The following is a 22,687-nucleotide window of genomic DNA, read 5'->3' on the forward strand; positions in this document are numbered from 1 at the left end:
CAAGGTGCTTGTCTGGATCTGGTCGTCGGTTTTCCCGACCGCTTCCACGGCTCCTCCTGTCTGTGCCGCGAACCAATTCCGCAATTCTGGGTGCGGAATTGGCCCAGGTGCATCTCCTCCCGTGCGACCCTGTCGGCGCGGTGCCGCCTACCTGCGAAGATGAGCGGACGTAGAGCGGAAGTAGACCGGCGCTCAAGCGGTGGTGGTTCGGTCGTCGAGTCGCCGCGGAACATCCTTGCCGCCGATTTCACCCCAACTTACGTTCGACCGGCCCGAACGTTTGAGTCGAATCTCTCGAGTGATCGGCGGCAGCATGGACGAGGCCATCGTGGAATCGGTCGAGCGCGTGATCCGCGTGATGCAGGGCAACCTGGGGGAACCGATCACGATCGACGACATGGCGCGCACCGCCATGTTCAGCAAGTTCCACTTCTCGCGGATGTTCCTGCGGGTGACCGGGGTGTCGCCGCGCCGCTTCCTGTCCGCCCTGCGGCTGCAGGAGGCCAAGCGGCTGTTGCTGACCAGTTCGCTGACCGTGGCCGACATCAGCCACGTGGTCGGCTACAACAGCATCGGCACGTTCAGCTCCCGGTTCAGCCTGAGCGTGGGCGTCTCGCCGACGACCTACCGCAAGCACTGCGGCTACGTGCCGCCGCTGGCGGAGCACCCGCGCGCCGACCGGCACCCGGTGCTGCGCGGCAGCGTGCAGCACCCGCCGGAGTTCCGGCCGCGCCGCGTCGTGCTGGGGCTGTTCCCCGAGCGGATCGCGCGCGGTCTCCCGGTGCGGCACACCACGCTCGACGGCGCCGGCGAGTTCGGCGTGGCCGACGTGCCGGACGGCACCTGGTACCTCATCGCGCGGGCGGTGGGCCTGGGCGTGGACGCGGAGCACGACACGTACGTGGCGGTGTCCGGCCCGATCAAGGTGACCGAGGGCCGGCCGGTGCGCCCGGTGGACGTGCGGCTGCGCCGCAAGTCGATCTTCGACCCGCCCGCCCTGCTGGCGCACCTGGACGAGGCGATGCTGGCCATCAGCGCGGAGTCCTACGGCCGGACCCTGGAAACCGCCTCGACGGTCGCCTGACCCGCGACGGGAACGGCCCCGCCCGGCAACCCCGGGCGGGGGCGCCCCAGCCGGCGAACACGGCGACCGGCACGCCCTAACCGACCAGCACCGCAACGAGCACGCCCCGCCCGACGAGCACGCCCCGCCCGACCAGCACCGCGACGAGCACGCCCCGCCCGACGAGCACGCCCCGCCCGGCAGCTCGCCGGGCGGGGCGTTCCCCTTCGCGCGAAGGGCGATCACGCGGCCTTGGACGCGCCCTTCCGGAAGTGCTCCCTGATCCGCTCGCGCCACAGCTCGTAGGCCGGGCTGTCGCCGGGCCCCACGTCCTCCGGCTCGACGGCGACCGTGGCGGCCAGCACCACAGCGTCCTGCACCGAACCGCCGGTGAACACCCGCACCCCCAGTTCGCTGTGCTCGGGCACGTGCCCGGCCGCCGTGCGCGCGGTGCCGGCGAACACCGCGCCCAGCGCCACCTCGTCGGCGTGGTCGCCGGCGAGCGCGACCAGGCGGGTCAACCCCTCCTCCGGGCACCCGCCCGCGAACGTCGCCGCGAGCCCCACCCCGCTCCACAGGTCGGCGCGCCGCGCCGGCGGGAACGCGTTGACCGCCGCGGCGACCTCCTCGGGCCGCGCGCCCTCGATGAACCACAGCGCGCGCCCCACCCCCTGGTCGGCCGCCCGCGGGAAGTAGTCGGCGCGACCGGTCCACGGGTAGGGCTTGAACGGCTCCTGCGCGCCGACGAACCGCTTGGTCTTGAAGTACGCCTCGTCGAACCCGTAGCCGTCCACGGCCAACCAGCTCATCGTCGGGAAGAACGGCACGCCCTCCAGGTCCGGCATGATGTTGCGCCACAACGCCCTCGGCAGCCGCGCCATGGCGAAGCCGATGCCGATGTAGGTCAGGAACAGGTGCGGCAGACCCGGACCCTCCAACAACTCCTTGGTCCTGGTGCCCTTCCCGCCCGCCATCGCGTCGCGCACCGCGAACGCCATCGCCGCGCCCTCGTAGGCGAACCCGCGCAGCTCGGGCGACACGGTCGCCAGCCGCCGCTCCACGTCCCACAGCGTCGGTTGCTCGATGCCCCACTCGAAACCGCACACCACCGACTGCGGGATCGACTCCAGGTGCTCGGCGGCGGGCGTGCCCGCGGCCGGGAACCCGCGCTCGGCGAACGTCACCGAGCGCAGCTTCGGCGTCAGCGCGAACCTGCGCAACGCTCCCAGGATCGGCGGCATTTCGGTCCTCCCCGCTCGTCTCGACCTCCCGCGGCACGCGGCGGCGGGCCTGCCCCCGAGGGTAGGGCCGGACGCGGTCGCCGGGGATATCCCGGAGTGCGCCGACGTTCCCCCCACCGCACAGGGAGAGTGGCCGCGTGCCCGCGCGCTGCCGCACGCTGGGGTGCGTCAGTCGGGCGGTGCGCGAGCACCGGGGCCGCACCTGCTCGCGGTAGGCGGATCACGCCGACGCCGGTGGGGCCCGCCCCCGACTGCGTGCGGAGGAGTCGACCGGCGGGAGGGCCTGGTGGCCAGGACCAAGCAGCGGAACGCGTGCACGCGCGCGACCACGACCGACGCGGTGCTCCCGAGCGCCGCCGCGGGCTCGCGGGACGCCCGGTGAGCGCCGGGCAGCCCGAGCGGCACCAGGGCGGCGACCCGGTGGCCGTGCTGCACACCGCTGCCGACAAGGAGGCGGCCAAGCGCGAGCTGCGCGACGTGATGGCCCGGTTCGCCACCGGCATCACGGTGCTCACCGCGCACGGCGCGGACGCGCACGGCATGACGGCGAACTCGTTCACGTCCGTCTCGCTCGACCCGCCGATGGTGCTGTGCTGCGTGGCCCGCACGGCGCGCATGCACCAGACGATCCTGGACGCGGGCGCGTTCGGCGTCTCGGTGCTCGGCGGCGAGCAGGAAGGGCTGGCGCGGTACTTCGCGACCCGCGGTCGCCCGACCGGCATGGCGCAGTTCGACCAGGTCGACTGGTTCCCGGGCCGGCACACCGGCGTGCCGCTGCTCACCGGTTCCCTGGCGTGGCTGGAGTGCGACCTGGAGGCGGTCTACGACGGCGGCGACCACTCGATCTTCCTGGGCCTGGTGCGCGAGGCGAGCTGCGGCACGGGCCAGGCGCTGCTGTTCCTCGGTGGCGGCATGCACCGGTACGACCCGCCGTCCGCGGCCAAGTCGGCCTGAGACAGGGCACCCACCGAGAAGACAGCGCGTTCCACCGCCGACCATCCTGGGTGGACGCACGGGCGAAAGGACAAGGCGTGTGACTCAGCGAGACGTGATCTCCGACCTGACCGACGACGCCGCGGAGTTCGAGGGACTCATCACCGGCGCCGACGAGGCGGCGTGGCAGCGCGCGACCCCGGCTCCCGGGTGGACGGTGGCCGACCAGGTCGCCCACCTGGCGTTCATCTTCCGCCTCGCGGGCACCGCCGCGTCCGACCCGGAGCTGTTCGGGCAGATGGCGGCGAAGGCCGCGGCGAACTTCGACGGCGCGGTGAACGCCGCGCTGGCCGAGTACGCCGGCTACACGCCCGACGCGCTGCGGGCGCGCTGGCGCGCCGAGACCGACACCGCGATCAAGGCGCTGGCCGCGGTCCCGGCCGACCAGGTGGTGCCCTGGCTGGTCCGGCCGCTGCCGCCGATGGTGCTCGCCTCCGCGGGCATGATGGAGATGTTCGCCCACGGCCAGGACGTCGCCGACGCGCTCGGCGTGGTCCGCGAGCGCACCGACCGCCTGTTCTGGGTGGCCCAGTTCGTCTCCCTGACCTGGGACTTCGCCTACCAGTCGCGGCGGCTGAACCCGCCCGCCGCGCCGTTCCGGTTCGAGGTCACCGCGCCGTCGGGGGCCACGTGGGCGTTCGGCCCGGCCGACGCCGAGCAGAAGATCACCGGCCCGGCCGCGGACCTGTGCCTGCTCGCCACCCGCCGCCGCCACCGCGACGACCTCGCGCTCACGGCGACCGGCCCGGACGCGGACGCCTGGCTGGACATCGCCCAGGCCTACCGCGGCCCCGCCGGCGAGGGCCGGAAACCGGGCCAGTTCACGTCCTGACCGCCGGGCACACCCCGGTCCACGCTGGTCGGGACCACCCGGCCGGCACCCGACCCGGACCACGACGGGCCGCTTCCCCCTGGCGGCCCGTCGTTCCGGGACGCCTTCGACCACCGCCGCGCGCTCACCACGGGCCCTGTCGCGCGCAGCGGTGGTCGAAGCGCGTCCGGACCCTCTACAGAGGACCGTGCTCCGCGAACGGCTGCCACGTCGCCCGGTCGGCCGCCGGGACCGCCCCGGGCAGCAGGACCGACGCGCACGGACCGGCTCCCAGCCGGCGCGCGTCGAACACCAGCACCTCGCTGCCGCGCCGGCCGAGGTTCTCCGCGAACACCAGCAGCCACTCGCCGGTCGTGCCGCCGACGAAGACCGGCTGCCCGCCGCGGCGGCCCGCACCGAGGTCGTAAGCGTCCGAAGTGGACGTGTCCAGGTCGTGGTGGAACACCAGGCGACCGGTCGTCCCGAAGACGTGCCGGTGCTCACGGCCGCACGCGGCCGGGTCGGTGGTCGCGGAGTCCACCGCCGCGATCACCCGGCGTTCGGTCACCGCGCCCGTGCCCAGGTCGAGCGTCCAGCGCCCCAGGTAGGGCCTGGGGGCCTGCTCGGCGTCGAGCGGGCCGTCGTGGCGCAGGGCGTCCACGACGACGGTCGCGCCGTCCTGGAAGGCGTTCAGGGCGCGGAAAGTGGCGCCGGGCCGGACCGGGAACCACCGCAGCTCGCCGGTCCCGGGCGTGCGCGGCAGCAGGCCGAGGCGAGCGGGCTTGTCCGCCCGCCACGTGTGGGCGTGGTGCAGGCCGCGCGGTTCGGCCCCGTGGTCGTGCACCAGGGACAGGTCGAACACCACGACGTGGTCGCGGGTGAGGGCGAGCGTGGTCACCAGCGTCGGCGCGCCGAGCGCGAACGACCGTCCCCGGCTCACCGCGCCCGACGTGGCCATCACGAGGTGCTCGGCCTCCGGCGAACCCGGTGTGGTGGCGATGGTGTGCCACTCGCGCGTCGCCGGGTCCTGCACGGGGTGGGCGAGCAGCTTCGTGCCCGAAGCGGCGGGGCGGACGCGCGGGGCCAGCGCGGGCACCGGCCCGGCGGGCAGGCACCCCTCCGGGTCCTGGGTCCGGTACCACCGCGCCACGCCGTCGCCGATCCGCACGCCGGTGATCACCTCGCCGGCCGGCGGTCGCGGGCCGGATTGCAGGAAGCAGCCCCGGAGTTCCCCGGGCAGCGCGCCCCGGACGGGCAGTTCGTCGGCGGGGCCGAGCCGGTCGAGCGCGAGTGGTGCGACCGCGGCGAGGTTCCTGGTCCTGGACGACACGGTGGTACCTCCAGCCGGGTGCTGAAACCGGGAGGGCATGACGATGCCGTTGATCAAAATATCGGTGTTATGTAACCTTGTCAAGGTGAGCCCACGCCGATCGGACCCGACCGCCCGCACCGCACTCATCGACATCGCCGCCCGTCTGCTGGCCGCCGAGGGGCCGCAAGCGCTGTCGACGCGGCGGATCGCCGCCGACGCCGGGAGTTCGACCATGGCGGTCTACACCCACTTCGGCGGGATGTCCGGGCTCGTGCGGGAGATGGTGCACGAGGGTTTCGCGCGGCTCCAGGGCTACCTGACGGCGGTCCGGGAAACCGCGGACCCGGTGTCGGACATGGCTTTGCTCGGCCGGGCGTACCGGATCAACGCCCTGGAGAACTCCCACCTGTACGGGGTGATGTTCGGCGGCGCGTCGCTCGCGGGCTTCTCGCTGACCGAGGACGACCGCCAGCACGGCCGCTACACGCTGTCCAACGTCGTCACGTGCGCGGCCCGCTGCGTCGAGGCCGGCCGCTTCGGCAGCGCCGACGCGGAACTGGTGGCCTACCAGATGTGGATCGCCACGCACGGCCTGGTCACGTTGGAGCTCGGCGACTACTTCACCGCGGACCTCGACGTGTCGGGGCTGTTCGAGTCGCAGCTCGTGGCGCTGATGGTCGGCGTGGGCGACGCGCCGGACGCGGCGGCGAAGTCGGTGCGCTCGTCGCGGCGGCGCGTCGCGGGGGAGTTGGGCGGTCTGGCGGGCGTCGGCGATGCCGTTGCGGTCAAACGGAAGTCGCCCACGGGACGGTCCAGCGCCCTCGGGTAGGCCGGCCCGCCCGTGCGACCGTCCCGGGCGGCTACAGCGGGACGTTGCCGTGCTTGCGCGCCGGCACGCCGCGTCGCTTGGTCGCCATCATCTGCAGTCCACGCGCGACGGCGGCGCGGGTCTGGACCGGGTCGATCACGTCGTCCACCAGCCCGCGCTCGGCGGCGTAGCGCGGGTGCATGAGCTGCTCGGTGTACTCGGCGATGAGTTCGGCGCGCAGCGCGGCCGGGTCCGCCGCGGCGGCCAGTTCCCGGCGGAACAGGACGTTCACCGCGCCCTCCGCGCCCATGACCGCGATCTCGTTGGTGGGCCACGCCAGGGAGAGGTCGGTGCCGATGGAGCGGGAGTCCATCACGATGTACGCGCCGCCGTAGGCCTTGCGGATGATCACCTGGATGCGCGGCACGGTCGCCTCGCAGTACGCGTAGAGCAGCTTGGCGCCGTGCCGGATCGCGCCGCCGTGCTCCTGCTCGCTGCCCGGCAGGAACCCGGGCACGTCCACCAGGGTCACCAGCGGGATGCCGAACGCGTCGCAGAAGCGCACGAAGCGAGCGGCTTTCTGGGCCGCCGTGGAGTCCAGCACGCCCGCGAGCGCCATCGGCTGGTTGCCGACCACGCCCACCACGCGGCCGTCGATCCGGGCCAGCGCGCAGATGATGTTGCGCGCCCAGTTCTCGTGCACCTCCAGGAACTCGCCGTCGTCCACGAGTTCGCCGAGCACCGCGCGCATGTCGTAGGGCTTGTTCGGCTCGGTGGGGACGATGTCGGCCAGCGCGGGCCGCACGTCCGACGTCGCGCCCACGGGCTCGCTCACCGGCGGACCGTCCAGGTTGTTGCCCGGCAGCAGGGAGACCAGGAAGCGCACGTCCTCCAGGCAGGACTCCTCGTCGTCGTGGACGAACGTCGCCACGCCCGACAGGCTGCCGTGGACCTCCGCGCCACCGAGCTCCTCGTGCGTGACCCGCTCGCCGTTGACCGCTTCCACCACGTCCGGACCGGTCAGGTACATCTTCGCGGTGTCGCGCACCATGAACGTGAAGTCGGTGAGCGCGGGGGAGTACGCCGCGCCGCCCGCGCACGGGCCGATCACGACGCTGATCTGCGGCACGACGCCGGACGCCTCGACGTTGCGCCGGAAGATGCCGCCGTAGCCGTCGAGGGCCATGACGCCCTCCTGGATGCGCGCGCCGCCGCTGTCGTTGAGCCCGATGATCGGGCAGCCCGTCGCGATGGCCAGGTCCATCACCTTGTGGATCTTCGCCGCGTGCGCCGCGCCGAGCGAGCCGCCGAAGACGGAGAAGTCCTGCGAGTACACGAAGACGCGGCGGCCGTGGATCGTGCCGGAGCCCGCCACGACGCCGTCGGAGTACGGTCGGTTCTCCGAGATCTTCATGCCCCTGGCCTGGTGCTGCCGGTACAGGTCGATCTCGACGAAGGAGTCCTCGTCCAGCAGCAGGTCCAGCCGTTCGCGCGCGGTCTTCTTGCCCAGCGAGTGCTGCCGCTCCACGCCCGCGGGGTCCCCGGCCAGCACGCGCCGCCGCAGCTCGTCGAGCCTCTTGCGGACCGACGCCATGGTGCGTCGGGCGGTCTTGGGGGCGGCCGGGGGGACGGGGCGCAGCGGCACCGGCTCGGGCACGAAGTCGAGCGACTCCACCTCGGGCGAGGTGTTCTGCCGCAGGATCCGGAAATCCGACAGGTCAGTCATCCGTGTCTCCCAGGAGGTGCGCGTCGCCGGGGGAACCCGCTCGCCCTCCCGCGCGGTGCGGTCGGCGCGCGGCGGCGGACGTGGTGTCGGTCGGTGTGCGGGGTCCGGGCGGCCGGACGCGTCCCCGGGTGGCGCGGCCGATCCCGCCCGCACCGGTCACGCTCCGCAGCATCCGACCACATCCCCGCTCACGCCGACCGTTCCGTCCCAGCCTGCACGGGCCCTTCCCCGGTGTCTTCTCCGAGAGCGCCGTGCCGCCGGCCACGCGGGGGTGTGGTGCGCGTCACATCGAGCGGTTGTCGATCCTGTGCGGCAGTGTTCGACGCACTGCACGAGAGCAACGCGGAACAACCGAGGAGCACCCCATGCGCACCCTGATCACCACCGCCTTCGTCTCCCTCGACGGCGTCGTCGAAGCGCCCGGTGGGGAGCCCGGCTACCGCAACACCGGCTGGACGTTCAACGGCATCGAGTTCCTCCCGGAGGCCTACGAGATCAAGGCGCGCGAGCAGGACGAAGCCGCCGCGATGATGACGGGCCGGGTCAGCTACGAGGCGTTCTCGCCGGTGTGGCCGACGATGACCGAGGAGTTCGCCGGCTACAACGCGATGCCCAAGTACGTCGTGTCCACCACGCTGCGCGAGGACGACCTGGTGTCGAACTGGGGCGAGACGACGATCCTGCGCTCCCTGGACGACGTGGCGGCGCTGAAGGAGGGCGACGGCGGTCCGATCATCGTGCACGGCAGCGCCGCGCTGAACCGGTCGCTGTCGGACGCCGGGTTGATCGACCGGTACCACCTGCTGGTGTTCCCGGTGCTGCTGGGTGCGGGGAAGCGGCTGTTCAGCGCGACGGACAAGGACAAGCAGAGCCTGAAGCTGGTGGACTCGCGGGCTTACGGCAACGGCATCCAGAAGCTGGTGTACGACGTGGCCCGGTGATGGCGCGGTGGGGTGGCGGCGGCCGGTCGGGTGCTTGCCGGGGCCGCGGCGACGGCGGGCGGGTCGACGCGCACGGCGGCGCTGAACCGTTCGCCGTCGGACGCCGGCCGCTGATCAGGTCTGCGGCACGCGGATCACGTCGCCCGGGTGGATGACGTTCGGGTTGGTGATCGTGTGCGGGTTGGCGGCGACCAGGCGGTGGTAGAGGTTGCCGGAGCCGTAGTAGTGGGTCGCGATGGACCACAGCGTCTCGCCCGCCTGCACCACGTGCTCCACGTACACCCGGTACCCGGGCAGGATGCGCGGCCCGTGGACCACCGGCACGACCACCTTGTCCAGTTCCGACCCGTCGTTCGGCGAGACGTGGAAGACCTCCACGAAGAGCCGTTCGAGCGTGAACGCCGCCCCGCTCACGTCCACGGTGAGCTGGAACTGGCCGTGCCCACCGGCCCCGTCACCGGCCATGAAGAACCCGGTCACCTCGTCGTGCCCCTCGTGCACCCGGTAGTTGAAGTTCGCCTCGAACGCGCCGCCGGCCACGCCGCCGATGCGGATCAGGTTGTCCACCAGGTCGTGGGGTCTGGGTTGCTGCACATCGATCGTCATGGCCGGCAGGGTAAGCCCGTAGTGACCCACGTCACTCCGTAGTGGGGTGGATTCAGGGGGTGATTCACCCGTTCGGTGCGGGCGGGGTGGCTAACCGGAGCCACCCGGCGAGCGACCTCACGGGCATCCCGGCAACCGACAGGGGTGGGTGCGCCATGAGCGGCTTCCTCGTCCAAGGACGGCACGGCACCAAGGGCAACTTCGAAGCGGTGGTGCCGTCCTCGCACGGCGGCGGGCTGGTCCACCTCTGGCGCAACAACGACGCAGGCATGACGTGGAGCGGCCCGACGTGCTTCGGCGGACCACGGCCCTACCTCGCGACCACGCTGATCCAGTCGAACTACGGCACCACCGGCAACCTGGAGGTGCTGGCCACCACCGACGCGGGCGAGCTGGACTTCTTCTGGCGGATGGACCGCGCCCCGTGGACGTGGTCGGGCCCGTTCCGCATCGCCACCGGCGTGCGGGGCGCACCCGCGCTGATCCAGGGCAAGCACGGCACGAAGGGCAACTTCGAGGTGGTCGTCCCGCACCGCGACGGCGGTCTGGCGCACCTGTGGCGCAACAACGACGCCGGGATGGCGTGGAGCGCGCCGGGCCGGTTCGGCGGCGGCGCGCGGTACGCGGGCGCGACGCTCGTCCAGTCCAACTACGGCTCGGTCGGCAACCTGGAGGTGCTGGCCACCACCGACGCCGGCGAGCTGGACTTCTTCTGGCGGATGGACCGCGCCCCCTGGACGTGGTCCGGCCCGTTCCGCGTCGCGAGCGGACTGCGCGGGACGCCGTCGCTGGTGCAGGGCAGGCACGGCACGAAGGGCAACTTCGAGGTCGTGGTCCCGCACCGCGACGGCGGTCTGGCACACCTGTGGCGCAACAACGACGCCGGGATGGCGTGGAGCGCGCCGGGCCGGTTCGGCGGCGGCGCGCGGTACGTGAACGCGGCCCTGGTCCAGTCCAACTACGGCTCGGTCGGCAACCTGGAGGTGCTGGCCACCACGCAAGCCGGTGACGTGGACTTCTTCTGGCGGATGGACCGCGCCCCGTGGACGTGGTCGGGCCCGTTCCGGGTCGGCGCGGAGATCGGGTTCTCCGTCAGCGAGTGCACGTTCGGCTGGCGCGCCGCCTACCACCAGGCCGACACGCACGTGACCATCCGCATCCAGCTCAACCCCGACAGCGGCATCAGCGACGCCACCATGAACACCCTGCGCACCACCTGGCGCAACGGGATCATCGGCAAGTGGTCCGACCGGTTCGACTGCGTCGGCAACGGGCAGCGCAAGCGGTTCACCTTCGACGTCCAGTGGGTCACCAGCGGCGCCCACCACGTCGTCCGCGTGCGGCCGGGGCCGGACCGGTCCAACATGACCACCTGGGACACCAGTGACACCGGTGACGTGGCGTCGCACGAGTTCGGGCACATGCTCGGCCACCCCGACGAGTACGCGACGTCGGCGTGCCCGGCTCGCAGCCCGGTGAGCACGGGCACGGTGATGGACGACAACACCGAGACCGTCGCCCGCCTCTACAACCGCCTGGCGTCCTTCCACTGCGGCCACACCCCGGCCGCGGCGCCCGGCGAAGGACCGTCCGAAGTGGAGGGTGCGGCGGTGGAACTGCGTTTGCTGGACCGGATGGCGACCGCGCACCGGGCCGAGGTGCTGCAGCGGCTGCGGTCGGCCGACGAGGGGGCAGAGGTGTCGTTCGAGGTGACCGGCGGCGCGCCCGGCGAGCGCTACGAGTACCGGCTGGCCGTGTCCGGCTCCGGCGCGGCCCGACGCGTGCTGGTGGACGAGTTCTCCGCCGAACCGGACGCGGACTCGACCGGCACCGTGCCGCCGGAGACCGCCCGGCGGGTGTTCGACGCCGCCCGCGACGCCGGCCTCCTGGACGACGCGCCGCCCGAGCTGCCGCCCGCCGACCTCGTGCCGGACTCGCTGGTGGCCACGGTGACCGTCCGCTACGGGGACGCGGTGCGCCGCGTCAGCGTGCCGGCGGTCGAGCCGGGTCGCGAGGAGGTGCCGGGCGAGGCGCGGGACGTGCCGGTGTCCACGCACGTCCGGCTCGCGCCCGACACCGCCGACCTCCTGACGCCGGTCCTGGCCGCGCTGAGCGCGGTGGAAGCGCACCTCTGACCCACTTACGGCGAAAGACGACCAATGACCGGTGTCCGATAGTTGACTTTTGATTGACCCGCTCCAAAAGTGCGGCCTACCTTGCTGTGACCTGGGCAACACCCCTGCCGGATCGCTCAAGGAGGCGCGACACCGTCATGCCCAAAACCCCACGCGTCTGCGGCGCCCTGCTGCTCGCCGCCGGATTGCTCTCAGTCGGGCCGCCGGCTCGCGCGCACCACGACCCCGCCGACTTCCAGCAGGTCGAACTGGCCCGCGGCGTCGCCGAGATGGGCGAGCCGATCTCCCTGGCCGTCCTGCCCGACACGTCCGTCCTGCACACGGCCCGGGACGGCGTGCTGCGCCGCACCGACGCCGCCGGCACCACCAAGGTCGTCGGCACCCTGCCCGTCTACAGCCACGACGAGGAAGGCCTGCAAGGCGTCGGCGTGGACCCGGGCTTCGCCACCAACCGCGCGATCTACCTCTACTACGCGCCCAAGCTGTCCACGCCCACCGGCGACGCGCCCGCGACCGGCACCGCGAGCACGTGGGAGACCTGGCGCGGCGTCAACCGGCTGTCCCGGTTCACCCTCAACGCCGACTGGACGCTGAACACGGCCAGCGAACGCACCGTGCTCGACGTCCCCGCCGACCGCGGCATGTGCTGCCACGTCGGCGGCGACATCGACTTCGACGCCGCCGGCAACCTCTACCTGTCCACCGGCGACGACACCAACCCGTTCCAGTCCAGCGGCTACAGCCCGATCGACGAGCGCGCCGACCGAAACCCCGCCTTCGACGCCCAGCGCACCTCCGCCAACACCAACGACCTCCGGGGCAAGGTGCTGCGGATCAAGGTCGGCGCGGACGGCTCCTACACCGTGCCCGGCGGCAACCTGTTCGCCCCCGGCACCCCGAACACCCGTCCCGAGATCTACGCGATGGGCTTCCGCAACCCGTTCCGGATGACCGTCGACAAGGCGACCGGCGCGGTCCTCCTGGGCGACTACGGCCCCGACGCGGCGACCACGGACGCCAACCGCGGCCCGTCCGGCCAGGTCGAGTTCAACCGGATCACCTCGCCCGGCAACTACGGCTGGCCGTACTGCACCGGCACCAACACCAGCGCCGAGACCTACAACGAGTGGAACTTCGCCACCGGCGCCACCGGGCCGAAGTACAACTGCGGCAGCCCCGCCAACAACTCCTTCCGCAACACCGGCCGGTCCACCCTCCCGGCCGCGCGCCCGAGCTGGATCCGCTACGGCGGCGACGCCGGGTCGCCCCCGGAGTTCGGCTCGGGCTCGGAGTCGCCCATGGGCGGCCCGGTCTACCGCTACGACCCCGCCTCCACCTCGACGGTCAAGTTCCCGCAGTCGTTCGACGGGCACTTCATGGCCGCCGAGTACGGCCGCCGCTGGATCAAGGACATCGCGGTCAACGCCGACGGGTCCGCGGGCGCGATCGAGGCGATGCCGTGGTCGGGCACCCAGATCATCGACCTGGCGTTCGGCCCGGACGGCGCGTTGTACGTGCTGGACTACGGCACCGGCTACTTCAACGGCGACCACAACTCCGCGCTCTACCGCATCGAGTACATCGCCGGCACCAACCGCGGCCCCACCGCCCGCGCCGCGGCGAACGTCACCTCGGGGCACGCGCCGCTGGCCGTGGCGTTCTCCTCCGCCGGGTCCAGCGACCCGGAGGGCACGCCGCTGACCTACCGCTGGGACTTCGGTGACGGCACCTCCAGCACGGCGGCCAACCCGGCGCACACCTACACCGCCAACGGCGCCTACACCGCGACCCTGACCGTCACCGACGCCGGCGGCGCGACCGCGTCGGCCGGCGTCTACGTCACGGTCGGCAACACCGCGCCCAAGGTGACGATCGAGCTGCCCGTCAACGGCGTGCCGTTCTCCTACGGCGACACGATCCCCTTCCGCATCACCGTCACCGACCCCGAGGACGGCGCGATCGACTGCAACCGGGTCAAGATGACCTACGGCATCGGGCACGACAACCACGGCCACGTCATCACCACCCGCACCGGCTGCACGGGCTCGATCACCGTGGCCGCCGACGGCGAGCACGACGAGGCCGCGAACGTGTTCGGCGTGTGGGACGCCGAGTACACCGACCTGGGCGCCAACGGCCAGCCCGCGCTGACCACGCACGCCAAGAGCGTCACCCAGCCCCGGCACCGCCAGGCCGAGCACTTCACCACGTCCTCGGGCATCGCCCGGATCGCCAAGTCGCAGGCCGAGGGCGGCTACACGGTCGGCGACGTCCACAACGGCGACTGGGTGTCGTTCACCCCGTACGCGCTGGGCGACGTCCGCGGGTTCGCGGCACGCGTGTCCTCCGGCGGGGTCGGCGGCACGCTCCAGCTCCGCGCCGGTTCCCCCACGGGCACGGTCCTCGGGTCGGTGGCGGTGCCGGTGACCGGCGGGTGGGAGACGTTCACGACGGTCAGCGGGAGCGTCACGAGCCCGCCGACCGGCACCACCGCGCTGTACCTGACGTTCAGCGGTGGCGCGGGCGCGTTGTTCGACGTGGACTCCTTCACGCTCAACGGCCCCACCGGTCCGGTCGTCGGGCCCGGGGGCAAGTGCGTGGACGTCTCCGGCGCGGCCACCGCGGACGGCACGAAGGTCCAGCTGTGGACGTGCAACGGCACGGGCGCGCAGCGCTGGCAGCGGGCCGGGCAGACGTGGCAGGCGCTGGGCAAGTGCCTGGACGTGTCCGGCGCGGGCACGGCCGACGGCACGAAGGTGCAGCTGTGGACGTGCAACGGGACCGGGGCCCAGAACTGGGTGGCCGGCGCGAACGGCGCGCTGGTGAACCCGAACTCCGGCAAGTGCCTGGACGCGTCCGGCGGCGGCACCGCCGACGGCACCCAACTGATCATCTGGACCTGCCACGGCGGCGCCAACCAGAGGTGGACGACCCCGTGAAAACGCATGCTGTGAAAGCACTCCTGACGGCCGCGCTCCTGGCGGTGGCCGTGCCCGTGCCCGCGTCGGCCGTCACCTACGACGTCCTGGTGTTCTCCAAGACGGCCGGGTTCCGGCACGACTCCATCCCCGCCGGCGTCCAGGCGATCAAGGACCTGGGCGCCGCCAACGGGTTCACCATCACCGCGACCGAGGACGCCGCGGTGTTCACCGACGGGACGCTGGGCCGGTACGAGGCCGTGGTGTTCCTCAACACGACCGGGGACGTGCTCAACGCGTCCCAGCAGACCGGGTTCGAGAACCACGTCAAGTCCGGGCGGGGGTTCGTCGGCGTGCACGCGGCGGCGGACACCGAGTACGACTGGCCGTTCTACGGCGAGCTGGTCGGCGGGTACTTCCACTCCCACCCCGCGATCCAGCAGGCCCCGGTGAAGGTGGAGAACCGCGCCACCGCCGCCACCGCCCACCTGCCGGCGACCTGGACGCGCACCGACGAGTGGTACAACTACCGCACCAACCCCAGGTCGAGCGCCCGCGTCCTGGCCACGCTCGACGAAAGCGGTTACACGGGCGGCAACATGGGCGCCGACCATCCGCACGTCTGGTGCAAGACCCACCAGGGCGGCCGGAGCTTCTACGTGGGCGGCGGGCACACGGCGTCCTCCTACGCCGAACCGGCGTTCAAGGGCCTGTTGCTGGGCGGTATCCGGTACGCCGCGGGCCAGACGCGGATGGACTGCCGTCCGGAGAGCGGCTACACCAGGCTGTTCGCCGGGGCGGTCGACGGGTGGTCGCAGGCCGGCCCGGGCGGGTTCACCACCACCGACGCGACGTTGACCAGCTTCGGCGGGCTGGGCCTGTTCTGGTACAGCGGGCGGCAGTTCACGTCGTACTCGCTCAAGCTGGACTGGCGGATGGCCGGCGACGACAACTCCGGCGTGTTCCTCGGGTTCCCGCCCTCGACCGACCCGTGGTCGGCGGTGGACAACGGCTACGAGGTCCAGATCGACGCCACCGACAGCCCCGACCGGACCACCGGCGCGGTCTACGGCTTCAAGTCCCCGGACGTGGCGGCGCGGGACGCGGCGCTGAACCCGCCCGGCGAGTGGAACGCCTTCGAGCTGCTCGTGGAGGGCGAACGGCTCCGCGTGTACCTCAACGGCGTGCTGGTCAACGACTTCACCAACACGGACCCGAACCGGTCGTTGGCCGGTCACATCGGCCTGCAGAACCACGGCGACGGCGACGAGGTGTCGTTCCGCGACGTCCGGGTGCGCGAGCTGGACCGGACCGTGCAGGCGGAGTCGTTCAGCCAGGCGAGCGGGGTGCAGGCGTTCGCGAAGGCGGGCGCGCACAACGGCCAGACGTTGGGGTTCGTCGACCCGGGCGACTGGGCCGCGTACGACGACGTGGACCTGACCGGCGCGGGCGTCTTCCAGGCCCGGGTGGTGTCCGGCGGGCCGGGCGGGACGATCGAGGTCCGCACGGGTTCGGCCACCGGTCCGGTGCTGGGCCGGGTGGCCGTGCCGAACACGGGGGGCTGGACCACGTTCGCGGACGTGCGGACCGCGTTGGGCGGGGCGCCGTCCGGCCGGCACCGGCTGTACCTGACCTTCACCGGGAGCGGCACGGGCCTGTTCGACGTGGACGACTTCGCGGTGGCGCCGGGAACGGCCGGGTCGGGCCCGATCGTCGGGGCCGGCGGCAAGTGCGTGGACGTCGCGGGTGGCGCGACCGCGGACGGCACGAAGGTGCAATTGTGGACGTGCAACGGGTCGGCGGCGCAGACGTGGACGCGGTCGGGCCAGACCTGGCGAGCGCTGGGCAAGTGCCTGGACGTGTCCGGCGCGGGCACGGCCGACGGCACGAAGGTGCAGCTGTGGTCGTGCAACGGGTCGGGCGCGCAGAACTGGACCGTCGGGGCCGGCGGTGCGCTGGTGAACCCGAACTCGGGCAAGTGCCTGGACGCCTCGGGCGGGTCCACGGCCGACGGCACGCAGCTGCTCGTCTGGACCTGCCACGGCGGCGCCAACCAGAGGTGGACGGTTCCGGCGTGAGCACAGGCCCTTCCCCGGGTCGGACGGCCCGGGGAAGGGCCTGGCGCCGGTCGCCGCCTCCCCCTCGCACCCGGCGACCCGGCACCCACTCTGCCCGCTGACGCCTGAAGTCCCGCTGTAGCGACCTGAAGGCGGTTTCAGGTGCCGTGACCGCTCTTGCGGCAAGGTGGGGCGGGTGCGGGTTCTGGTGGTCGAGGACGATCGGCGGTTGGCCGAGTTGCTGGTGCGCGGGCTGGCGGCCGAGGGGTTCGTCGTGGAGGTCGAGCGCGACGGGCGCGGCGGGTTGTGGCGGGCGCGTGAGCGGTCCTACGACGTGATCGTGCTGGACATCATGCTGCCCGGGTTGAACGGCTACCGGGTGTGCGCGGAGCTGCGCGCGGCCGGCGTGTGGACGCCGATCCTCATGCTCACGGCCAAGGACGGCGAGTGGGACGAGGCCGAGGGGCTCGACACCGGCGCCGACGACTACCTGACCAAGCCGTTCTCCTACCTGGTCCTGGTCGCCCGGCTGCGGGCGCTGGTCCGGCGCGGCGCGCCCGCGCGGCCGGCCGTGCTGACCGCCGGGGACCTCGAACTCGACCCGGCCACGCGGACCTGCCGGCGGCGCGGGGAGGTGGTGGCGTTGACCGCCAAGCAGTTCGCGGTGCTGGAGTTCCTGCTGCGGCGCGCCGGCCAGGTGGTGACCAAGACGGAGGTGCTGCACGGGGTGTGGGACGAGGAACGCGAACCCGACCCCAACCTGGTCGAGGTCTACATCAGCGCCCTGCGGCGCAAGATCGGCGCGGACACCATCACGACCGTGCGCGGCGTCGGCTACCAGGTGTCCGCGAAGGACGGCGACCGGTGACGCGCGGGAGGTTGCGGGTCTGGGTGACCGTCGTGGCCACGGTCGTGGTCGCGGTGCCGCTGGCGGCGATGGCGGTGTTCGCGGCGGTGTTCCTGCGGGCCGAGGCGATGCGGTTCGACAGCTCGCCGGCCAAGTTCAGCGTCGTCTGCGTGACCGGGCGGCTGACGGCCGACGTGGTCGGGGACATCGCGTTCGGCGAGCGGTGCGAGGGCAACGGGCACGACACCGCGACACCGGCCACCCGGATCGGCGACGTGGTGGTGCCGGGGGTGGCCGACGCCGACAAGGTCGTGCGCTGCGAGGCCCACTACAGCTCCTCCGCCGAGATCCCGGAACTGTCGCTGTGGCCGTTCACCGACCCCGACAGCGTCGCGTTCACCCACGTCACCGACACCGGGGACCGCTACCCGGCGACCGCGACCACCCCGCTGGGCCGCGTCCAGCGGGCGAGCCTCGCCCGCGCCCAGACCACCCTGAACGACCGGGTGCTGCTGCTGGTGGGCGGCGCGGCGGCGTTGACCGGCCTGTTCGGCGCGGTCGTCTGGTCGGCCACCGGCCGGGTGCTGCGCCCGGTCGAGGCGATCCGCCGCGAGGTCGCCCACATCACCGAGCACGACCTGACCCGCCGGGTGCCGGTGCCGCGCGCCCGCACCGAGTTCGCCCGCCTGGCGACCACCCTGAACGCGACCCTGGACCGCCTGCAGGCCGCGATCGAGGACAACCGCCGGTTCGTCGCCGACGCGTCCCACGAGCTGCGCAGCCCCATCGCGGCGCTGCGCGCGGAACTGGAGATCGCCACCGCCCACCCCGACCTGGCCGACTGGCGGCGGGTCGTGGACAGCGCGCTGGAGGACACCTACCGGCTGCAACAGCTGTCCACCGACCTGCTGCTGCTGGCCCGCCTCGACGCGCCGCCCCCGGTGCCGGCCGAGCCCGTCGACTTCACGGCCGTGGTGCGCTCCGCGTTGCCCCGCTCGGACCGCGTCCGGGTCGTCGCGGACCTGCCCGACGACCCGCTCCCGGTGGCCGGCCGCCCGGCCCTGCTCGCCCGGCTGCTGGGCAACCTGCTCGACAACGCCCTGCGCCACGCCGCCACCACCGTCACCGTGCGCCTGGCCCGGGAGGGCGACCGGGCCCGCCTCGACGTGCTGGACGACGGCCCCGGCATCCCCGCCGACCAGCGTGAGCACGTCTTCCGCCGGTTCACCCGCCTGGACGAGGCCCGCGCCCGCGACGACGGCGGCACCGGCCTGGGCCTGCCCATCGCCCGCCGCATCGCCGCCGCCCACCACGGGACGCTCGTCGCCCGGGAACACGAGGAGGGTGCCTGGTTCACCGCCCACCTGCCTTTGCGTCCGCGGCGGTGAAATCGCTGTCCTCCAGTCGGAACGGGGTGGTAGACAGCCGCGTGCACAACACCCTTGAGTTCGCCGATCTGCTGCGCCTGATCGACGAGCGGTCGGCCGCCTTCTGCGCCGCGGTCGCCGCCGCTCCCGGGCTGGGCGCGCCGGTGCCGACCTGCCCCGGGTGGACGTTGTTCGACCTGGTCCAGCACCTGGGCGCGGGCCGCCGCGCGTGGGCCGCGACGATCGCCGCGGGTCCCGCCGACGCCAAGGCCGTGCCGGCGGGCGCGCCTCCCGCGCCCCGGGAGCTGCCCGCGCTGCTGGACTGGATGGCCGACTCGACGCGGGCGCTGCTGGACGCGTTGCGCGAGTACGGCCCGGACCGCGAGTGCTGGACGTGGTGGAGCACGTCCCAGTCGCCGCGGACCAGCGGGGCGGCGGCGCGCCACCAGTTGCCGGAGATCGCCGTGCACACCTACGACGCCCAGGTGACGGCGGGCAACCCGCAGGCGTTGCCGACGGAGGTCGCGCTGGACGGTGTCGAGGACTTCCTGTTCACGTGCTGCGCGACGACGTCCCCGTGGCCGCACGAGCCGGCGGTGGTCGATTACCACACGACGGAAGGCCCTTCGTGGCGGCTGTGGCTCTCCGCGGCCGGCGCCCGTGCCGCCCGCCTGGCCGCCGACGCCCCGCCGGACGCCTCCGCCCGCGGCTCGGCCCACGAGTTGATCACGGTGCTGTACGGCCGCAACCCGGTGGACTCGCTGGAGCTGGAGGGCGACGTGCGCGTGTTCGACCGCTTGGTGGCGTGGGAGCCGGAGTAGAACCGATCAGGTTTCGAGAAGCTCCCCGCGGCCGCCGGCGCTTAGCGTTGGGGCCATGACGAACATCGCCTCCCTCACCCTGGACGTGGCCGACACCGAGGCCGCCGAACGCTTCTACACCGCCGCGTTCGGCCTGGACGTCCTCGACTTCCGTGCTTCCGACGCTACCGACGCGGTCGCGTCCGGTTTCCGCGGCTTCGTGTTGGCCCTGACGGTGTCCCAGCCGTCTACTGTGGACAGCTTTGTGGACTCCGCCGTGGCCGCGGGCGCCACGGTGCTCAAGCCGGCCGCGAAGTCGTTGTGGGGCTACGGCGGTGTCGTGCAGGCCCCGGACGGGGCGATCTGGAAGGTGGCGACCTCGGCGAAGAAGGACACGGGGCCCGCGGCGCGGGAGGTCGACGAGGTCGTGTTGTTGCTGGGGGTCGCGGACGTGGTGGCGGCGAAGAAGTTCTACGCGGGCCGGGGTCTGACGGTCGGCAAGAGCTTCGGCCGGATGTACGTGGAGTTCGCCACCGGCCCGGTCAAGCTCGCCCTGTACCGGCGGCGCGCCCTGGCCAAGGACGTCGGTGTCGCTCCCGAGGGCGACGGTTCGCACGGCCTCGCGATCGGCGGCGACCTGCCTGCCTTCACCGACCTCGACGGGTTCGCCTGGACGACCTCGACCCGCGCCGCCGCGGCCTGGGAGAGGCAGGCCGGCCCGCGCCCGCGAAGCCCCCACCGCGGGGGTCAGCGGGTGGTGGTGGAGTGAGCGGTGGGTTCGCCCTGCAGGCGGGCCTGGACCTCGTCCGCCGCCGGGTGGTTCAGGTCGGTCAGGATGGTCATGGCCCGTCGCCAGTTCTCCCGGGCCGTGCGGGCTTCGCCGTGGTGGGCGTTCAGGTCGCCCAGGTGGATCAGGCTCACCGACTCGTAGTAGCGGTCGCCCAGTTCGCGGTACAGGCGGATCGCGGCCTGGTAGCAGATCGTCGCCTGGCGGTGGTTGCCCAGGTGGTGGTGGGCGTAGCCCAGCGTGTCCCAGGTGGCGGCCTCGCCGTCCCGGTCGTTGATCCGGCGGTGCAGGACCATCGCCTCCTGGCAGTGGACCAGGGTCTGGCGGTAGTCGCCCACCAGGGCGTAGCACCAGCCGACCGTGTTCAGGGCGTTGGCGTGCCCCACCCCCTGGTCGTCGAGGCCGCGGTGGATGGTCAGCGAGTGCAGGGCGTGGGTCAGGGCCTCGGCGTGGTTCTGCGTCTGCTCCAGCAGCAGGGCCAGGTTGGTGTGCGTCTTGGCCTGCCCGCCCTGGTCCTCCACCTGGTGGTACAGCTCCAGCGCGCGGTTGTAGTGCTCGTACGCCTCGTCCACCTGGCCCAGGCGGGCGTGGGCGCGGCCCAGGTTGCGGTGGGCGTCGGCCTCCAGGGCGCGGTCGCCCAGGTGGCCGGCGGCGGTCAACGCCGTGCGCTGGCAGCGGATCCAGTCCTCCCAGTGGCCGTGGCGGTCCAGGAAGCCCGACGTGATCCAGGCCAGGTGCGCGGCGTGGCGGTGGTGGCCCCGGCGGGCGGCGTGGTCGGCGGCCGCCAGCAGGGACCGGTGTTCGGCGGTGAACCACGTGGTGGCGGACGCGTAGTCCGGGACCGGCTCCGGCTGGACGCCCGGGTGGGGTGGGGACGGGTCGATGGCGGCGCGCTGCGGGTTGAGCAGGGTGGCGGCGGTCAGGCCGGTGTGCAGGTAGTGGTCCAGGACGCGCAGGGTCGCCGCCCGGTGTTCGGGCTCGTCGGCACCGGCCAGCTCGGCGGCGTGGGCGCGTAGCAGGTCGTGGCAGGTGAAGCGGCCCGGGCTCCGTTCCACGACCAGGTACGCGTCGGCCAACTCCGTGAGCGAAGACCTGGTCTCGGGTAACGGCAAGGCGGCCAGGCTGGCGGCGGAGGCCGTGCTGACGTCGGGGCCCGGGTGCGCGGCCAGCAGGCGGAACAGGCGGGCCGCGGCCGGGGTCAACGCCCGGGTGGACCACGAGAACACGCTGCGCAGGTCGGCTCGGGCGTCCCGGCCGGAGAGGGCGTCCAGGCCCGCGCGCAGTTCGGCGGCGAAGCTCGCCAGCGGGAAACCCGGGCGGATCGCCGCGCGGGCCGCGACCACCGCCAGGGCCAGCGGCAGCCGGGCGCAGCGCTCGATGATCTCGGCCACCGCCGCCGGCTCGGCGGCGGTCCGGCGCGGGCCCAGGCGGCGCGACAGCAACCGGTGCGCCTCGGCGTGGCTCAGCACGTCCACCAGGACCGGGTGCGCGCCCTCGTTGACGATCAAGCCGGACAACGGGGTCCGGCTGGTCACCAGCACCATGCACCGCCCGCCGCCGGGCAGCAGCGGGCGGACCTGGTCGGCGTCGCGGGCGTTGTCCAGCAGCACCAGCACGCGCCGCCCCGCCAACCGGCTGCGGTACAGGGCCGACTGCGCCTCGACGCCGGACGGGACGCGCTCGGGGGTCAGGCCGTCGGCGACGAGGAACCCGCGCAACGCCTCCGACGGCCGCACCGCCGCACCGCTCGGGTCGAACCCGCGCAGGTCCACGTACAGCTGCCCGTCGGGGAAGTGGTGCGCCGCCCGGTGCGCCCAGTGCACGGCCAGCGACGTCTTGCCCACCCCGGCCGGTCCGGAGATCGCGGCGATCGTGGTGGCCCCGCCCTCGTCGGAGCGCAGGCCGTCCAGGCGGCGCAGCTGCGCCTCGCGGCCGGTGAAGCCCGCGATGGCGGCGGGCAGTTGGCGCGGGCCGGTGGGCGGGTGACCGGGCGCGCGGCCGGTGGCGGCGGCGGTGAGCAGGTCGGCCTCGGCCGGGTCCAGCCCGAGCGCCTCGATCAGCAGGCGCACCGACGCGCTGCGCGGCCGGCGCAGGTCGCCGTTCTCCAACCGGCGGATCGTCCGGACGTTCAGGCCCGCCCGGGCGGCGAGTTCCTCCTGGGTGAGCAGGGCGCGGTCCCGCCACTCGCGCACGAGCGCGCCCACCCGGTCGTCGGACATCAGCCCCCCGAGAGTGTCCGGTCAATGTCCGGTCGCGGACCTGTCCACCCCTCCGC

At 73.2% G+C, this 22,687-nt stretch carries 17 protein-coding genes; 12 read left to right on the forward strand and 5 right to left on the reverse strand.

Annotation, left to right across the window (positions count from 1 at the left end; translation table 11 throughout):
- Positions 1–298: 298 nt before the first annotated feature.
- Entirely contained in the window at positions 299–1,084 is a 786-nt protein-coding gene (locus tag AB0A74_RS10085; RefSeq protein ID WP_358248480.1) for an AraC family transcriptional regulator, read from the forward strand.
- Between the two features lie 221 nt (positions 1,085–1,305).
- Here the strand turns inward: AB0A74_RS10085 and AB0A74_RS10090 are convergent, their stop codons facing one another.
- Entirely contained in the window at positions 1,306–2,304 is a 999-nt protein-coding gene (locus AB0A74_RS10090) for a DUF1702 family protein (RefSeq protein ID WP_358248481.1), read from the reverse strand.
- A gap of 480 nt (positions 2,305–2,784) precedes the next feature.
- Between AB0A74_RS10090 and AB0A74_RS10095 the strand changes: the two genes are divergently transcribed.
- Both AB0A74_RS10095 and AB0A74_RS10100 read left to right on the forward strand, forming a co-directional pair.
- Positions 2,785–3,258 (forward strand): flavin reductase family protein, encoded by a 474-nt coding sequence (locus tag AB0A74_RS10095; RefSeq protein WP_358248536.1) that lies wholly within the window; start codon positions 2,785–2,787, stop codon positions 3,256–3,258.
- A gap of 79 nt (positions 3,259–3,337) precedes the next feature.
- On the forward strand, positions 3,338–4,129 hold the full coding sequence (locus AB0A74_RS10100; RefSeq protein WP_358248482.1) for a TIGR03084 family metal-binding protein: 792 nt from the start codon (positions 3,338–3,340) through the stop codon (positions 4,127–4,129).
- A gap of 175 nt (positions 4,130–4,304) precedes the next feature.
- Here AB0A74_RS10100 and AB0A74_RS10105 read toward each other — a convergent pair whose 3' ends face one another.
- Complete coding sequence (locus AB0A74_RS10105) at positions 4,305–5,438, reverse strand: carotenoid oxygenase family protein (RefSeq protein ID WP_358248483.1); 1,134 nt, start codon at positions 5,436–5,438, stop codon at positions 4,305–4,307.
- An 85-nt stretch (positions 5,439–5,523) separates the two neighbouring features.
- Here AB0A74_RS10105 and AB0A74_RS10110 point away from each other — a divergent pair, with 85 nt between their 5' ends.
- Positions 5,524–6,249, forward strand: coding sequence for a TetR/AcrR family transcriptional regulator (locus AB0A74_RS10110; RefSeq protein ID WP_358248484.1), 726 nt, complete (start codon positions 5,524–5,526; stop codon positions 6,247–6,249).
- A 31-nt stretch (positions 6,250–6,280) separates the two neighbouring features.
- On the opposite strand, the gene AB0A74_RS10115 is transcribed toward AB0A74_RS10110, so the two are convergent.
- The gene (locus AB0A74_RS10115) at positions 6,281–7,822 is read right to left on the reverse strand and encodes an acyl-CoA carboxylase subunit beta (RefSeq protein WP_358248537.1); all 1,542 of its coding nucleotides are present in this window, start codon (positions 7,820–7,822) and stop codon (positions 6,281–6,283) included.
- A gap of 497 nt (positions 7,823–8,319) precedes the next feature.
- Between AB0A74_RS10115 and AB0A74_RS10120 the strand changes: the two genes are divergently transcribed.
- Positions 8,320–8,895 carry a dihydrofolate reductase family protein gene (locus AB0A74_RS10120; RefSeq protein WP_358248485.1) on the forward strand — a complete coding sequence of 192 codons (576 nt, stop codon included), beginning with the start codon at positions 8,320–8,322 and terminating at the stop codon, positions 8,893–8,895.
- Between the two features lie 114 nt (positions 8,896–9,009).
- Here AB0A74_RS10120 and AB0A74_RS10125 read toward each other — a convergent pair whose 3' ends face one another.
- Positions 9,010–9,501, reverse strand: coding sequence for a Gmad2 immunoglobulin-like domain-containing protein (locus AB0A74_RS10125; protein WP_358248486.1), 492 nt, complete (start codon positions 9,499–9,501; stop codon positions 9,010–9,012).
- Between the two features lie 155 nt (positions 9,502–9,656).
- Between AB0A74_RS10125 and AB0A74_RS10130 the strand changes: the two genes are divergently transcribed.
- The 7 genes from AB0A74_RS10130 to AB0A74_RS10160 all read left to right on the forward strand — a co-directional run bounded on the left by AB0A74_RS10130 (position 9,657) and on the right by AB0A74_RS10160 (position 20,394).
- Positions 9,657–11,636 carry a hypothetical protein gene (locus AB0A74_RS10130; RefSeq protein ID WP_358248487.1) on the forward strand — a complete coding sequence of 660 codons (1,980 nt, stop codon included), beginning with the start codon at positions 9,657–9,659 and terminating at the stop codon, positions 11,634–11,636.
- 137 nt (positions 11,637–11,773) lie between these two features.
- Positions 11,774–14,575 carry a PQQ-dependent sugar dehydrogenase gene (locus AB0A74_RS10135; protein WP_358248488.1) on the forward strand — a complete coding sequence of 934 codons (2,802 nt, stop codon included), beginning with the start codon at positions 11,774–11,776 and terminating at the stop codon, positions 14,573–14,575.
- Positions 14,576–14,586: 11 nt separating this feature from the next.
- Positions 14,587–16,632, forward strand: a complete 2,046-nt coding sequence (locus tag AB0A74_RS10140; RefSeq protein ID WP_358248489.1) for a ThuA domain-containing protein — start codon at positions 14,587–14,589, stop codon at positions 16,630–16,632.
- 175 nt (positions 16,633–16,807) lie between these two features.
- Complete coding sequence (locus AB0A74_RS10145) at positions 16,808–17,479, forward strand: response regulator transcription factor (protein WP_358248490.1); 672 nt, start codon at positions 16,808–16,810, stop codon at positions 17,477–17,479.
- On the forward strand, positions 17,476–18,846 hold the full coding sequence (locus tag AB0A74_RS10150) for a HAMP domain-containing sensor histidine kinase (RefSeq protein ID WP_358248491.1): 1,371 nt from the start codon (positions 17,476–17,478) through the stop codon (positions 18,844–18,846). Before AB0A74_RS10145 ends, AB0A74_RS10150 begins: the two co-directional genes overlap by 4 nt.
- Positions 18,847–18,887: 41 nt before the next feature.
- Positions 18,888–19,646, forward strand: a complete 759-nt coding sequence (locus AB0A74_RS10155; RefSeq protein WP_358248492.1) for a maleylpyruvate isomerase N-terminal domain-containing protein — start codon at positions 18,888–18,890, stop codon at positions 19,644–19,646.
- Between the two features lie 55 nt (positions 19,647–19,701).
- The gene (locus AB0A74_RS10160; RefSeq protein ID WP_358248493.1) at positions 19,702–20,394 is read left to right on the forward strand and encodes a glyoxalase; all 693 of its coding nucleotides are present in this window, start codon (positions 19,702–19,704) and stop codon (positions 20,392–20,394) included.
- On the opposite strand, the gene AB0A74_RS10165 is transcribed toward AB0A74_RS10160, so the two are convergent.
- On the reverse strand, positions 20,373–22,631 hold the full coding sequence (locus tag AB0A74_RS10165) for a tetratricopeptide repeat protein (protein ID WP_358248494.1): 2,259 nt from the start codon (positions 22,629–22,631) through the stop codon (positions 20,373–20,375). The two genes, AB0A74_RS10160 and AB0A74_RS10165, sit on opposite strands and share 22 nt — an antisense overlap.
- Between the last annotated feature and the right edge of the window lie 56 nt (positions 22,632–22,687).

Source organism: Saccharothrix sp. NPDC042600 (genome assembly GCF_040647305.1).
Lineage (GTDB): Bacteria > Actinomycetota > Actinomycetes > Mycobacteriales > Pseudonocardiaceae > Actinosynnema > Actinosynnema mutabilis.

What these genes read in the sequence shown, in the direction of transcription:
- AB0A74_RS10125 (WP_358248486.1), bottom strand. Translation starts at nt 9,501, where the DNA reads ATGACGATCGATGTGCAGCAACCCAGACCCCACGACCTGGTGGACAAC.
- AB0A74_RS10095 (WP_358248536.1), top strand. Translation starts at nt 2,785, where the DNA reads ATGGCCCGGTTCGCCACCGGCATCACGGTGCTCACCGCGCACGGCGCG.
- AB0A74_RS10135 (WP_358248488.1), top strand. Translation starts at nt 11,774, where the DNA reads ATGCCCAAAACCCCACGCGTCTGCGGCGCCCTGCTGCTCGCCGCCGGA.
- AB0A74_RS10090 (WP_358248481.1), bottom strand. Translation starts at nt 2,304, where the DNA reads ATGCCGCCGATCCTGGGAGCGTTGCGCAGGTTCGCGCTGACGCCGAAG.
- AB0A74_RS10115 (WP_358248537.1), bottom strand. Translation starts at nt 7,822, where the DNA reads ATGGCGTCGGTCCGCAAGAGGCTCGACGAGCTGCGGCGGCGCGTGCTG.
- AB0A74_RS10165 (WP_358248494.1), bottom strand. Translation starts at nt 22,631, where the DNA reads ATGTCCGACGACCGGGTGGGCGCGCTCGTGCGCGAGTGGCGGGACCGC.
- AB0A74_RS10120 (WP_358248485.1), top strand. Translation starts at nt 8,320, where the DNA reads ATGCGCACCCTGATCACCACCGCCTTCGTCTCCCTCGACGGCGTCGTC.
- AB0A74_RS10160 (WP_358248493.1), top strand. Translation starts at nt 19,702, where the DNA reads ATGACGAACATCGCCTCCCTCACCCTGGACGTGGCCGACACCGAGGCC.
- AB0A74_RS10130 (WP_358248487.1), top strand. Translation starts at nt 9,657, where the DNA reads ATGAGCGGCTTCCTCGTCCAAGGACGGCACGGCACCAAGGGCAACTTC.